Source organism: Peptoniphilus koenoeneniae, assembly GCF_030812875.1.
GTDB lineage: Bacteria > Bacillota > Clostridia > Tissierellales > Peptoniphilaceae > Peptoniphilus_B > Peptoniphilus_B koenoeneniae.
This window is the reverse complement of sequence record NZ_JAUSTN010000001.1, coordinates 39,793-53,858: the sequence shown is the minus strand read 5'-3', so window position 1 is coordinate 53,858 and position 14,066 is coordinate 39,793. Positions and strand designations below refer to the sequence as shown.

Annotated in this window: 10 protein-coding genes; all 10 read right to left on the bottom strand. The window is 30.7% G+C overall.

Annotation, left to right across the window (positions count from 1 at the left end; translation table 11 throughout):
- Window positions 1-32: 32 nt before the first annotated feature.
- The 10 genes from mfd to nrdR all read right to left on the bottom strand — a co-directional run bounded on the left by mfd (window position 33) and on the right by nrdR (window position 14,053).
- Entirely contained in the window at window positions 33-3,482 is a 3,450-nt protein-coding gene (gene mfd, locus J2S72_RS00305; protein WP_307494813.1) for a transcription-repair coupling factor, read from the bottom strand.
- A 19-nt stretch (window positions 3,483-3,501) separates the two neighbouring features.
- Window positions 3,502-4,071 (bottom strand): aminoacyl-tRNA hydrolase, encoded by a 570-nt coding sequence (gene pth, locus J2S72_RS00300; protein ID WP_307494812.1) that lies wholly within the window; start codon window positions 4,069-4,071, stop codon window positions 3,502-3,504.
- A complete protein-coding gene (locus tag J2S72_RS00295) occupies window positions 4,071-5,039 on the bottom strand; it encodes a ribose-phosphate diphosphokinase (RefSeq protein ID WP_307494811.1) in 969 nt (322 codons plus the stop codon). The genes pth and J2S72_RS00295 overlap by 1 nt, the downstream gene beginning before the upstream one ends.
- Window positions 5,036-6,418, bottom strand: coding sequence for a bifunctional UDP-N-acetylglucosamine diphosphorylase/glucosamine-1-phosphate N-acetyltransferase GlmU (glmU, locus tag J2S72_RS00290; RefSeq protein ID WP_307494810.1), 1,383 nt, complete (start codon window positions 6,416-6,418; stop codon window positions 5,036-5,038). Before glmU ends, J2S72_RS00295 begins: the two co-directional genes overlap by 4 nt.
- A gap of 240 nt (window positions 6,419-6,658) precedes the next feature.
- The gene (locus J2S72_RS00285; RefSeq protein WP_307494809.1) at window positions 6,659-7,279 is read right to left on the bottom strand and encodes a DUF47 domain-containing protein; all 621 of its coding nucleotides are present in this window, start codon (window positions 7,277-7,279) and stop codon (window positions 6,659-6,661) included.
- A gap of 4 nt (window positions 7,280-7,283) precedes the next feature.
- Window positions 7,284-8,327: an inorganic phosphate transporter gene (locus J2S72_RS00280; protein ID WP_307494808.1), complete on the bottom strand. Its 1,044-nt coding sequence runs from the start codon at window positions 8,325-8,327 to the stop codon at window positions 7,284-7,286.
- A 121-nt stretch (window positions 8,328-8,448) separates the two neighbouring features.
- The gene (leuS, locus tag J2S72_RS00275; protein WP_023054809.1) at window positions 8,449-10,857 is read right to left on the bottom strand and encodes a leucine--tRNA ligase; all 2,409 of its coding nucleotides are present in this window, start codon (window positions 10,855-10,857) and stop codon (window positions 8,449-8,451) included.
- A 9-nt stretch (window positions 10,858-10,866) separates the two neighbouring features.
- Entirely contained in the window at window positions 10,867-12,249 is a 1,383-nt protein-coding gene (asnS, locus tag J2S72_RS00270) for an asparagine--tRNA ligase (RefSeq protein WP_023054768.1), read from the bottom strand.
- A 41-nt stretch (window positions 12,250-12,290) separates the two neighbouring features.
- A complete protein-coding gene (locus tag J2S72_RS00265) occupies window positions 12,291-13,595 on the bottom strand; it encodes a replication-associated recombination protein A (protein ID WP_307494807.1) in 1,305 nt (434 codons plus the stop codon).
- Entirely contained in the window at window positions 13,592-14,053 is a 462-nt protein-coding gene (gene nrdR, locus J2S72_RS00260; protein WP_023054798.1) for a transcriptional regulator NrdR, read from the bottom strand. The genes J2S72_RS00265 and nrdR overlap by 4 nt, the downstream gene beginning before the upstream one ends.
- Window positions 14,054-14,066 lie beyond the last annotated feature (13 nt).

The following is a 14,066-nucleotide window of genomic DNA, read 5'->3' as shown; positions in this document are numbered from 1 at the left end:
CTTTCTTATTATACTACAAATTAAAATATCTGTCAGTATTTATGGCTTCCTATAATAGCAAGTATACTTTTTATATCCTCAAGAGGATTTTTTAAATTTCTCACTCTTATTTTAGGAAGTCCTCTTAAATTAAAATCCAGATCTTTAAAAGTAAATCTGATTTCATTTATTAAAGGTAAGGTTAATTTTTCCTTTATAAATGAAATTTCATAAGCTTTATTTATTTCAACGATTGATATTATACCAAGTTTTTTCGCAGTTTGTCTAATTAATGAAATATCCATTAAATTGGAAACTTCTCTTGGAATATTTCCAAACCTGTCAAATAATTCATCAAGAAGATCCCTATAATCTTCATTGTTTGAAATTCCTGCAATTTTTTTGTATATCTCAATTGTTATTTCTTCATTATTTATATAAGTCTTAGGTATATAAGAATCAATTTTTATATCTATTGTGGTTTCTACCTCTTCTTCACTTTCCAAACCCTTTTTCTTCTTAATTGCATCTTGTAAATATTTAATGTATAAATCATAACCTATGGTTTCAATATGCCCGCTTTGTTTTTCTCCTAAAATTGAGCCTGAACCTCTTATTTCAAGATCTCTCATGGCAATTTTATAGCCGGAGCCGAATTCTGTAAATTCTTTAATTGATTTTAATCTTTTTTCAGCTATTTCTGACATGGAAATTCTTTTATCATAGGTAAAATATGCATAGGAAAGTCTGTTTGACCTACCTATTCTTCCTCTTAACTGATAAAGCTGTGAAAGACCAAGTCTGTTAGCTTCTGTTACAATCATTGTGTTTGCATTTTGCACATCCATACCGGTTTCAATAATAGTTGAACATAAGAGAACATCCACCTCATGATTTAAAAAAGACATCATGGTTTCCTCAAGGACTTTATCTTTCATTTGACCGTTTGCCATGGCAAAACTTGCCTCAGGAACTAATTTTCTAAGCTCGGCCAATTTGTTTTCCATATTTGAAACCCTGTTGTAGACAAAATACACTTGACCGTCTCTTTCAATTTCTTTTAAAATTGCCTCTCTTATCATCATGTCGTTATATTCAAGGACATAGGTTTGAGTTGGAAATCTTTCTTCAGGAGGCTCATCTATTACAGACATATCTCTTATACCTATCATGGACATTTGCAGTGTTCGTGGAATAGGTGTTGCAGTTAAAGTAAGGGTGTCCACATTTTCTTTGAGAAGTTTTAATGATTCTTTATGTTTAACTCCAAACCTCTGCTCCTCATCAACAATTAAAAGTCCCAAATCTTTAAATTTAATATCTTTTGACAAAAGCCTGTGAGTACCGATTACAATATCCACAAATCCATTTTTTAAATCTTTTATATCTTCCTTTTGTTCTTTGAGACTTCTAAATCTTGAAAGCATGGCAATTTTTATTGGAAAATCCCTAAATCTTTCAACAAGAGTATTGTAATGCTGCTGGGCTAAAATTGTTGTAGGAACTAAAAAAGCAACTTGTTTTGAATCCATAACAGCTTTAAAGGCTGCCCTTATGGCAACTTCCGTCTTCCCATAGCCTACATCGGCACAAAGAAGTCTATCCATAGGTTTTTGTTTTTCCATATCATCTTTTATTTCTTGGCTTGCTCTTAGCTGGCCTTCCGTTTCCTCATAAATAAAAGAATTTTCAAATTCCCTTTGCCATTCAGTGTCAGGACTATATTGATAACCTTTGGAATTTTCCCTGTTTGCATAAAGCTCTATTAAATAATCAGCCATTTCTTCCACAGCTTTTTTGGCTTTACTTTTTTGTTTTTGCCAATCTGTAGAATTTAACTTATTAAGTTTAGGTCTTACCCCTTCACTTCCTATATATTTATGAATTATATCCAAAGATTCAATTGGAATAAAAACCCTATCTCCTCCACTGTATTGTAAAGTTAAATAATCTCTTTTTATTCCTTGAATTTCCATTATGTTATTGCCTACATATTGGGCAATCCCATGAGTTTCATGAACAACATAATCTCCTATTTTTAAATCGGAAAGCTTTATGTCGGATTTTTTTCTCTTTTTTCTTTTAATATTTTGCTCATAAATATCTCCTTGATTTAAAATTATTAACTTGGAATCAACAATTTCAATGCCCTGGCTTAAATTGTTTGTGCTTATTACAATTTCTCCTGAAGAAATTGATTTTCTTTCTTTATTTATTCTGCCTTTTAAATCAAGTTCTTTTAAAGTTATTAAAAGTCTTTGAGCTCTTTTTTCAGACCCTGCCATAAGAAGAATTTTATATCCCTTATACAAGTACGAATTAATATCTTCTTTAAATATTTTTAAACGACCCCTGTAATTTACAATGGATTTTAATTTAAAATTAACTATATCCTTAGGAGTAAAGTCACTTGGTGGATTTAAGAGAGTGTTTAAGGTTAAAACTTTGTCTTCATTTAATTTTTCAATTAAAGCCTGACTTTTAAAAGAAACATTTTCGTGTTCTTTTAAAGCTTCTCCATTTAAAATTAATTCTTTTAAATTTTCCAAATAAGTTCTTAAGTCTGAATTATCTCTTTCAAGAATTTTTCTTGGATCTTCAATAATTATTAATGGTTTTGAAAAATAATCAAAAATTGAACTTAAATATTTTTCATCAATAAAAGGAAGAAGCAAATCCCAATTGTTTACTTGAAAATCGCCACCTAACCTTTCAATATAAAGATTGAATTTTTCCTTTAATCTCTCTAAATCTCTTCCCTTTAACCTTGTTTTTTTAAGAGATTTTTCAATTTTTTCAGCCGCTTTTTTTCTTTCTTCATCAGGAATAATTATTTCTTTTGCAGGGCTTATTAAAACATTTTCTAAATTTTCAATTGATCTTTGACTTTCAATTTCAAAACTTCTTATTGAATCAACTTCATTGTCAAAAAATTCCAAACGCATGGGACCGTCAGGAGTATATATATCTACAATTCCTCCTCTTATGCAATATTCCCCCATGCTTTCCACTTGAAAAACTCTTTCATAACCCATTTTATAAAAAATTTTTCCAAGTTCATTAAGGTCAAATGTGGCACCAATAGAAATTACAAGAAAATTATTTTTAAAAATATCGGGGCTTGTAATTTTATCTTTTAATCCTTTAAAAGTTGTTACAAGGATCTTTTCTTTATTTAAACTTATTTCTTTTAAGGCATTAATCCTGTTTTTGATGTTATCCATGCTTCTATAATCTCTTTCATAGAGAAAAATATCCTTAGCTGGATAATAAGATGCTTTTTTACCTAAAGAATTTAAATCCTCATTTATTTTTTTTGCACGAATCTCATCACTTGTAAGTAAAATTATTTCATTATAATTAAAAGATAAAGCATAAGATATGATGCTTGTGAAACCTTCTATTGTTCCGAAAGCTCCAACTTTTGCACTTTCTTTTTTTAAAGCCTCTAATGTGTCCTTGTAAGATTTTAAATTTTTTAAATTATCTAATAGTATTTCCATATCCACCACAAAAAAGCTGTCATTTAGACAGCTTGTTATTAAAATTATTCATTGCCGTATCAATTCCATTTACAATGTAAGTTGTAATTGCTTCTACAGCAGAGTCAATAGTTTCTCTTATAGATTTTTTTTCATTTTCTGCAAATCCTGATAAAACAAAATCCGCTAAATCAGGTAAATTATTTTTTCCGACTCCGATTTTAAGTCTTGGAAATTCATCTGATTGGAGCTGATAAATAATTGATTTGAGGCCATTATGAGTGCCTGCTGATCCTTTTTTCTTAATCTTAATTGTTGCAAATTCAATATCTATGTCATCAACTACAACTAAAAGATTTTTTATGTCCTCCTTGTAAAAGTTCATAACTTCTCTTACTGCCTCTCCACTATTATTCATAAAAGTTTGAGGCTTTACAAGTATAATCTTTTCACCGTTTAGATAAAATTCACCTATTAAAGATTTAAATTTTATTTTATCAACTCTTACATTATATTTTTTTGCCAATCTGTCTATAGTTAAAAATCCCATATTATGTCTTGTATTTTCATATCTATTGCCGGGATTTCCAAGACCTACTATTATATGCATTATTTATCAAACATCTGACTTACAGATGTATTGGCATTTATTCTTCTTATAGCAGAGGCAAAAATTGGAGCGACGCTTATTTGACTTAACTTTCCCTTTAATTTATCTTCCCCTACCTTAATTGTATCCGTAACTACAAATTCTTCCATTACAGAAGATTCAATCCTATCATAAGCAGGACCGGAAAGAACTGCATGAGTTGCACAACCGTAAACTTTTTTTGCCCCATTGTCTTTTAGAGCTTTGGCAGCTTGGCAAATAGTTCCTGCAGTGTCAACTATATCATCAATTAAAATACAATCCTTTCCTTCAATATCTCCTATAATATTCATTACTTCAGAAACATTAGGCTTAGGTCTTCTCTTTTCAATAATTGCAATAGGAAGATTCAATCTATTGGCAAAAGTTCTTGCACGAGTTACTCCTCCCAGGTCTGGAGAAACAACTACAAAATCTTCACTTGAGTCCTTTACTATCTTTTCAAAATAATTTGATAGATAAGGTATTGCTGAAAGATGATCAACGGGAATATTAAAATAACCTTGAATTTGTCCGGCATGTAAATCCATGGCAACCACTCTGTCAGCTCCTGCAGTTTCTAAAAGGTCTGCTACTAATTTAGAAGTTATAGGCTCTCTCGCCTTAGTCTTCCTATCTTGTCTTGCATATCCATAGTAAGGTATAACAACATTAATTCGACCGGCAGAAGCACGTTTAAGAGCATCAAGTAAAATTAAAAGTTCCATTAAATTATCATTTACAGGACTTGAAGTTGATTGAATGATGTAAACATCTTTTCCTCTTGCAGTTTCCCCAATATCAAGTTGAATTTCTCCATCTGAAAATTTTTTAACTTCGCATTTAGCCATTTCAATGCCTAAATTTTCGCAAATCTTTTGTACAAGTTCGCGGTTGGAATTACCAGTAAAAATTTGTATTTTACCTAAGTGTCCATTACATGAATTCATTCTTTTCCTCCTAATAAACCTTTCTTTTCAACCCAATCCTTAAAGCTCAATTGCTTTGATCTTTCAAGAGCAAGTTCTCCCTTAGAAACTTTCTTTGTAATAGTGGAGCCTGCTGCAACATAGCCATAATCTTCCACAACAAGAGGAGCCACTAAGTTTGAATTGCTGCCTATAAAAGCGTTATCGCCAACAATTGTTCTGAATTTATTTTTGCCGTCATAATTGACGAAAATAGCACCACAACCTATATTTACATTTTTCCCAACATCTGCATCTCCAACATATGCCAGATGGGAAGCTTTTGTGCCCTTTCCTAAACTTGAATTTTTTATTTCAACGAAATTTCCTATTTTACAATTATCACCAATATTTGAATTTGGTCTTAAATGAGAAAATGGACCTATTTTAACTCCATTTGAAACAATAGAACTTTCAATAAGAGATGATTCTATTTCCACATTATCACCTATAGTAGAATCTACAATTCTGGTGTTTCCTCTAATTATTACATTTTCTCCAATTACAGTATTTCCTTCTAAGTAAACTCCTGGGAATATAATTGTATCCTTAGATATTTTAACATTCTTTTCAACATAACTTGACTTAGGATCTATAAAGGTAACACCATTATCAAGATGAAAATTAATTATTTTTTCATTAAGAATTTTTTGAAGTTCACATAATTGTCTTCTGGAATTAACTCCAAGGATCTGAATTTCATCATAAATAGTATAGGCGCCTACATTTTTATTATCTTTTTTTAAGTTTCCTAAAACATCAGTTAAATATAGCTCTCCTTGAGCATTATTTGTATTTAATTTTCCTAAATATTCCTTTAGTAAACCACCCTTAAAAGCAAAAATACCAGAATTAATTTCTTTTATTTGCTTTTCGGAATCATCAGCATCTTTTTCCTCAACGATTTTTAAAACTTGATCTCCATGTCTTATTATTCTTCCGTAGCCCTTGGGATTTTCCAAATGGGCGGACAAAACGCTGCAATCAAAATTATTTTTTTTATGATAAGTTAAAAAATCCTCAATGGTCTTAGCTTCAATAAGTGGAGTATCTCCATTTAAAATAAGAACCGAATCCTCATCTTTAAACTCATCTTTTGCACAAAGAACTGCAAAACCTGTCCCATAAGGATTTTCTCCACCTATAGGTTGTTCTACAATAGTAATATTACTGTTTTTAAAATGTTCTTTTACAATTTCTTTTTTATGACCTAAAACTAAAATAATTTTATCAACTTTATCTGAACAAGAATTGATTACATGGTCTACAAGAGAAAAACCTCCCACTTTATGCATTACTTTTGGAAGGTTTGATTTCATCCTTGTTCCTTCGCCTGCCGCAAGGATTATAGCAATTTTCATATTTCACCTCAAATTATAAATTAATTATACCTTTACACAGGATTTATAACAAGGTTTTGTAAAATATACTTATAATTTATTTTAAATTCCTTTGATTTAACAGGCCCTTTTAAAACCTTTCCCATATGAAGTTAATTTTTAATTATTTTTTATCCAATAACAAATCAAAAGATTTTTTACCATTTTTTTTAAATATTTTAAAAAAAGACTTAAAATTTTTAAGTCTCTTTTTATATTTTTTTAAAAGTTTTTTAATATTATTGATTGCAAAAGATTTGCTGATTTTTCAATGTCGTCCAAACATCTTTCCAATTTGTCAAAGGTTCTTGTCCAAATTAAAAGTTCTTTTGCATCTTTTTCTTTAATATAAAGGTTTCTTATAGCATTTAGGTGGAGGTTATCTCCTTCTTCTTCAAGTCTGTTTACTTCTATAATTTTATCTCTAATTTCTGAGTTTTTATTGTAGTTTTGAAATTCAATTATTGCTTCATAAAGCGCGTCTGTTGCACTACAAATTAATTGGGAAAATTTTAAAGCTTCCGGTTTTATTTCATGAATGTTATACATATAAAGGGCAAACAAAACGTCTTCTATTGAGTCTGTAGGCTCGTCCAGTTCTTCAATGAGAACTTGTATGTCTTCTCTATCTATAGGAGTTAAAAATTCTTTTATTAAATGACTTTGGGTTATATGAATTAGGCCGTCGTTTGAATGTTCTATTTCGTGCATCTCGCTCATTCTGGCTATTAATTCTGAAGGCTTATAATCATTTAGTATTTCATTTAAAAGGGTTGCCGCCGCCATGGATCCTTCTACCATTTCTCTTAGTATTTTAAAATAATTAAATTCTATTTTTTCCATATTATCACCATATTATTAAGATAAGTTTTGTAAATAAAAATCCCAGGAATATATTAACTGGAAAAGTTAAAAACCAAGTTATTATCATTTTAAAAACAAATGACCAGTTAACATTTGAAAATCTTTTTGATGCCCCCACTCCCATTAGAGCGCTTGTAGAGGCGTGAGTTGTGGATACTGGAAGTCCAAAAATACTTGCTCCTAAGATTGCAAGAGACCCTCCCATGTCGGAGGAAAAACCTTCAAAGTTTTCAATCCTTACAAGATTCATTCCTATTGATTTTATAATTTTTTTGCCCCCTATTGCTGTTCCAAGTCCCATTGCAAGACCGAATATTAAAAGTAGGTATATGGGTATTTTATTTATGATTTCTTTGTCTTTAAAGGCTGATAGAACTATGAAAAGAACTCCCAAATATTTTTGTCCATTTTGGACTCCGTTCATAAAGGCAAGAAAGGCTCCTGAAAATATTTGAGCTTTTTTAAAGGGTTCCTGAAGTTTTCTTCTGTCTTTATTCTTACAAAATTTTTTTATTATATTTACTATTAAGTATCCAAATAAAAAACTCAAAATAATTGCGAGAAAAAATCCTATAAAAACTTTTAAAAATTCTTTTATTCCTATTCCTGCAAATCCTGATACTGCAAGACTCGACCCTATAAGTCCTGATACCAGGGCGTGGGATTCGGAGCTTGGTATGTCAAAATGCCAGGCCCCTATAGACCAAATAATTACTGATATTAGGGCTGAGATTATTCCAATAAAAACAATATCACTTTTATTCCCAAAGTTTACTAAACCGTAAATTGTTTTTTCCACTCTTGTGTTTGACATCATTATTGTGAGAACTCCTAAAAAGTTCATAAATCCTGCTATGGCTATGGCATAGTCAACATTTATCGCTCTTGTTGAAACGCAAGTTACTATTGCGTTTGATGCGTCTGTAATTCCGTTTACTACCATCCCGCCTATTATTAAAATGATTGTTATTAATAAAATAGGGTTTGTAAAAACTTCTCCTAAAAATTCTGAAAATCCTATAGTCATATTAACCTCTTTTTTCGTATTGGATTCTATGAAATTATTATATCACATCATTTTTTATATAGCTTTTTTTGCAAAATAAAAAAACTCACCTTTTTACAGATGAGTTTTTCTTTTTTTATTTCTATTTAACTACTATATTTAGTATTTTTCCCGGAACATAAATTTCTTTTACTATTTTTTTATTTTCCGTCCAGGTCTTATAGTTTTCGTTTTCTCTTGCAATTTTTAAAACTTCTTCTTTATCTGCTTGTCTATTTATTTCTATGGTGAATCTTACTTTACCATTAAATTGTACAGGCATTTCTATGATTGAAGAAATTGTTTTTTCTTCTTCGTATTCTGGCCATTTTTGTTCATGGATATATCCGCCGAATTTTCCTTCTTCCCAAAGTTCTTCTGTTATATGTGGAGCTACGGGATTTAACAAAATTAAAAATATTTTATAATCTTCTTTTGTTATTTTTCCTGCATCATAGAATTCGTTTAAAAGTGACATAAGGGAAGCTATTGCCGTGTTGTATTTTAAATTTTCATAGTCAAAGGAAACTTTTTTTATTGTTTTGTGAATTGATTGTTCAAGTTTACTTTCTTTAAGATTTTCATCAACTAATTCAAATGCTTTATAAACTCTTTCAAGAAATCTTCTGCATCCTTTAACACCTTCTTCACTCCAAGGTGCTGATTTTTCGAAATCTCCTATAAACATTTCATAGGTTCTTAAAGTATCTGCTCCAAATTCTTTTACAACATCATCAGGATTTACTACATTACCTCTTGATTTGGACATCTTTTCTCCGTTTTTACCAAGAATCATTCCGTGAGAAGTTCTCTTTTGATAGGGTTCTTTTGTTGGGACAAGTCCTAAGTCGTATAAAAATCTGTGCCAAAATCTGGAGTACAATAAGTGAAGAGTTGTGTGTTCCATTCCTCCGTTATACCAATCAACATTTAACCAATATTTTAATTTGTTTTGATCTGCAAATTCTTTTTTATTGTGAGGATCTATATAACGAAGATAATACCATGAGCTTCCTGCCCAGTTAGGCATTGTATCTGTTTCTCTTTTTGCTGGTCCGCCACAAATTGGACAAGTTGTATTTACCCAATCAGTCATTTTTGATAAGGGTGATTCTCCATCGTGAGATGGCTCATAATCTTCAACTTTAGGTAATTTTAAAGGAAGTTCATTTTCATCAATTCCTACCCAGCCGTGTTTTTCACAGTAAACTACAGGAATTGGTTCTCCCCAATACCTTTGTCTTGAAAATACCCAATCTCTTAATTTATAATTAGTCTTTTTTGCTCCAATATTATTTTCTTCAAGCCAAGCAATTATTTTTTCCATTGCTTCTTTTACACTTAAACCATTTAAAAATCCTGAATTTACAAGTTTTCCTTCAGATGTTTCAATGTTTGGCTTTTCATCAACATCAGGACCATCTATTACTTTAACTATTTTTAAACCAAATTTTTTTGCAAACTCATGATCTCTTGTGTCATGACCAGGAACTGCCATAATTGCTCCTGTTCCGTAGGACATAAGGACATAATCTGAAATCCATATAGGTATTTCTTCATTGGTTAAAGGATTAATAGCTTTTAGTCCTTTTAGTTCCACTCCCGTTTTATTAGTATTTAACTCGCTTCTTTCAAAGTCGCTTTTTTTGGATACTTCATTTACATATTTTTCTACTTCTTCATAATTTTCGATCTGCTCTTTATGATTTTTTACAATTGGATGTTCCGGTGAAAGAACCATGTAAGTTGCACCGAAAATTGTGTCTGGTCTTGTTGTAAATATTTCTATTTTTTCATCCGAATTTTTTAAATTGAAAAATACTTGTGCTCCTATACTTTTCCCAATCCAATTTTTTTGTTGTAATTTTACTCTATCTATAAAATCAACTTCATCTAATCCTTGAATTAGTTTTTCAGCATAGTCTGTGATTTTAAGCATCCATTGGCTTTTTACCTTTTGAACAACTTCTGTTCCACATCTTTCGCATTTGCCCCCTACAACTTCTTCATTTGCAAGACCGACCTTACATGAAGGGCACCAATTAATAGGCATTTCAGATTTATAAGCAAGACCATTTTCCAATAATTTTAAAAATATCCACTGAGTCCATTTATAGTATTCAGGATCCGTTGTGTTTATCTCTCTATCCCAATCAAAGGAAAATCCTATTGATTGTAATTGCTCTTTAAACCTTTTTACATTTTCTTTTGTTACAATTTCAGGATGAATTTTATGCTTTATTGCATAGTTTTCCGTTGGCAGACCGAAGGCATCCCAGCCCATTGGAAAAAGAACATTTTGACCTTCAAGTCTTCTTTTTCTTGCAACTATATCAAGAGCTGTATAAGGTCTTGGGTGTCCAACGTGAAGTCCTTGTCCTGATGGATAAGGAAATTCTACTAAAGCATAAAATTTTTTCTTTGAACTATCATCTTGGGCTTTAAAAGTTTTATTTTCTTCCCAAAATTTTTGCCATTTTTTTTCTATTTTTGAAGGATTATATTCTCTCATTTTTTCTCCTTAAAATTCTGCAGATCCTACTGTTCTTGGAAATGGAATGACATCTCTTATATTTCCCATTCCTGTTATATACATAACTGCTCTTTCAAATCCAAGACCGTAACCTGAAGTTATTACTGAACCGTATCTTCTTAAATCCAAATACCATTCATAAGTTTCCAAATCCATACCGTTATCAAGAATTCTTTGTTTTAAAACATCAAGTCTGTGCTCTCTTTGAGAACCACCTATTATTTCTCCAATTCCAGGAACTAAAAGGTCGCAAGCTGCAACAGTTTTGCCGTCTTCATTTAAAGTCATATAAAAGGCTTTAATTTCCTTTGGATAGTTTGTTACAAATATAGGCTTTTTAAAAATCTTTTCAGTTAAATATCTTTCATGTTCCGTTTGAAGGTCTATTCCCCATTTTACAGGATATTTAAATTCTTCTTTTGATTTTTCAAGTAGTTCAATTGCTTCAGTATAAGTTACTCTTCCAAAGTCGTTTGAAACAATATTTTGAAGTCTTTCTAAAAGATTTTTGTCTACAAAACTGTTAAAGAAATTCATTTCATCTGGTGCATTCTCAAGAACATAATTTATAACATATTTAAGCATAGATTCAGCGTTTTCCATATTGTCATTTAAATCTGCAAAAGCCATTTCCGGTTCTATCATCCAAAATTCTGCAGCATGTCTTGTAGTGTTTGAATTTTCTGCTCTAAATGTAGGTCCGAATGTATATACATTTTTAAAAGCATGGGCAAAGGCTTCTGCTTCAAGTTGACCAGAAACTGTAAGATTTGTTTCTTTGCCGAAAAAGTCTTTGGAATAATCTATTTTTCCATTTTCTTTTGGAACTTCATTTAAATCTAAAGTTGTAACCTGAAACATTTCTCCTGCTCCTTCAGCATCAGAGCCTGTAATAACTGGAGTGTGAACGTATATAAAACCATTTTCTTGGAAAAATTTATGAATTGCAAAAGCTATTAAACTTCTGACTCTAAAAACTGCATTAAAGGTGTTTGTCCTTGGTCTTAAATGAGCTTTTGTCCTTAAATATTCCATTGTGTGTCTTTTCTTTTGAAGGGGATAATCATTATTTGAAACTCCCATAAGTTCAATGCTTTTTCCGTGAATTTCAATATTTTGTTTTGCTCCCGGACTTTCTACAACTATTCCCTTTACCTTTAAAGAACTTGGTAATTGAAATTTTTGAACTTGTTCAAAATTTTCAAGTTCATTGTCATAAACAACTTGAATTGATTTAAAACATGAGCCATCATTTAATTCAATGAATCCAAAGTTTTTTGATGCTCTTGATGTTTTTATCCAACCTTCAATTTCCACTTCTTTATCAATTAATTCCTTGTTTGTAAGAACTTCTTTAATATCTAAAACCATAATTTCCTCCTTAATCATTATTTTATTATAGCATAAAAGGTCTATTTATCTATATTTTTGAGGTTTTCTTTTATAATTTTTTCATAACCCGAATCTTTAGGTTGATAATATTTTTTCTCTTTAAATTCATCGGGCAAATATTGTTGCTTTACATATGAATTTGGATAGTCGTGAGGATATAAATACTTTGAATTTTTATTAAATGAGGGATTGTGAGGATCTCTTAAATACATGGGTATTTCAAAGTTTTTTCCTCTTTTTATATCTTCTAATGCCATGCCTATGCCCATATATGATGCATTGCTTTTTTTTGCACTTGATAGATATGTTACGCACTGAGCAAGTATTATTCTTCCTTCAGGCATTCCTACAATATTTAGACCTTCAAAGGCACTTACTGCTACTTTTAATGCATTAGGGTCGGCATTTCCTATATCTTCCGATGCGGAAATAATTAATCTTCTTGCAATAAATTTAGGATCTTCTCCAGAATCAAGCATTTTTGCAAGGTAAAATAGCCCTGCATCAGGATCACTTCCTCTTATGGATTTTATAAATGCAGAGATTGTATCGTAATGGTTATTTCCATTTTTATCATATTTTACGTTTTTCTTTAAAATGGAATTTTCCACATCTTCCGTATCTATTTTTATAAGTCCTTTTTCATCTGAATCTGTAGAGAGAACAACTATTTCCAGGGCATTTAAAAGAGCTCTTCCATCTCCATTTGCATTATTAATTAAAAAGCTTTTTGCCCCTTCACTTATTTCTATTTTTAAATTTTTAAATCCATCTTCGCTTTCAAGGGCCCTGCTTAATAATATGAGCAAATCTTTTTCTTTTAAAGGCTTTAAATTTATAACCTGCATTCTTGATAAGAGGGCTCCATTTACTTCAAAATATGGATTTTCCGTTGTGGCCCCTATTAAGGTAACTATTCCTTTTTCTACAAAAGGTAAAAGTCCATCTTGTTGGGTTTTATTAAATCTATGAATTTCATCTATGAAGAGTATTGTTTTTTTTGAGTTAAATTTTAAATTATCTTCAGCTTCTTTCAGAGCTTCTCTTAATTCTTTTAAATTTGAGGTGACTGCTGAAAGTCTTATAAAATTTATATTAAGTGTATTTGCTATTATCTCCGCAAGAGTTGTTTTTCCAACTCCTGGTGGACCATAAAAAATAATGGAAAAAATTTTATTTGCTTTTAAAAGTCTGTTTATATATTTTCCTGGACCTATTATTTCATCTTGACCCACAAATTCTTCAATTGTTTTTGGTCTTAATCTATCTGCAAGAGGGGCGCTTTTATTAACTTGTTTTTCAAGATTCATTTCAAAAAAATTCATTCTTTTTTCTTCTCCAAAATTTTTACAAGTTCATTTAAAAAACTTTCCGTATCTTTAAATTGTCTATAGACCGAAGCAAATCTCACATAACTTACTTCATCAAGATCTTTTAATTCATCCATTACAAGCTCTCCTATTTCATGGGAGCTAATTTCTCTTTTCATGGAGTTTCTAATTCTCTTTTCTATATTGTCTACTGCCCTATCTATTTCATCAATTTGAACAGGTCTTTTTTCACAAGATTTAATAATTCCCTTTTCAATTTTACTTCTGTCGAAACTTTGTCTATTTCCGTCTTTTTTTATTACTATAATGGGAGTTTCTTCCATTCTTTCATAGGTTGTCCATCTTGATTTACATTTTGGGCACTCTCTTCTTCTTCTAATAATAGCTCCCTCATCTGTGGGCCTTGTGTCAGTTACCTTTGAATCTTCATATCCACAATATGGACATTTCATTTTTTAATCTCCT

What these genes read in the sequence shown, in the direction of transcription:
- pth (WP_307494812.1), bottom strand. Translation starts at nt 4,071, where the DNA reads ATGCATATAATAGTAGGTCTTGGAAATCCCGGCAATAGATATGAAAAT.
- J2S72_RS00295 (WP_307494811.1), bottom strand. Translation starts at nt 5,039, where the DNA reads ATGAATTCATGTAATGGACACTTAGGTAAAATACAAATTTTTACTGGT.
- leuS (WP_023054809.1), bottom strand. Translation starts at nt 10,857, where the DNA reads ATGAGAGAATATAATCCTTCAAAAATAGAAAAAAAATGGCAAAAATTT.
- J2S72_RS00280 (WP_307494808.1), bottom strand. Translation starts at nt 8,327, where the DNA reads ATGACTATAGGATTTTCAGAATTTTTAGGAGAAGTTTTTACAAACCCT.
- mfd (WP_307494813.1), bottom strand. Translation starts at nt 3,482, where the DNA reads ATGGAAATACTATTAGATAATTTAAAAAATTTAAAATCTTACAAGGAC.
- J2S72_RS00285 (WP_307494809.1), bottom strand. Translation starts at nt 7,279, where the DNA reads ATGGAAAAAATAGAATTTAATTATTTTAAAATACTAAGAGAAATGGTA.
- J2S72_RS00265 (WP_307494807.1), bottom strand. Translation starts at nt 13,595, where the DNA reads ATGAATTTTTTTGAAATGAATCTTGAAAAACAAGTTAATAAAAGCGCC.
- nrdR (WP_023054798.1), bottom strand. Translation starts at nt 14,053, where the DNA reads ATGAAATGTCCATATTGTGGATATGAAGATTCAAAGGTAACTGACACA.
- glmU (WP_307494810.1), bottom strand. Translation starts at nt 6,418, where the DNA reads ATGAAAATTGCTATAATCCTTGCGGCAGGCGAAGGAACAAGGATGAAA.
- asnS (WP_023054768.1), bottom strand. Translation starts at nt 12,249, where the DNA reads ATGGTTTTAGATATTAAAGAAGTTCTTACAAACAAGGAATTAATTGAT.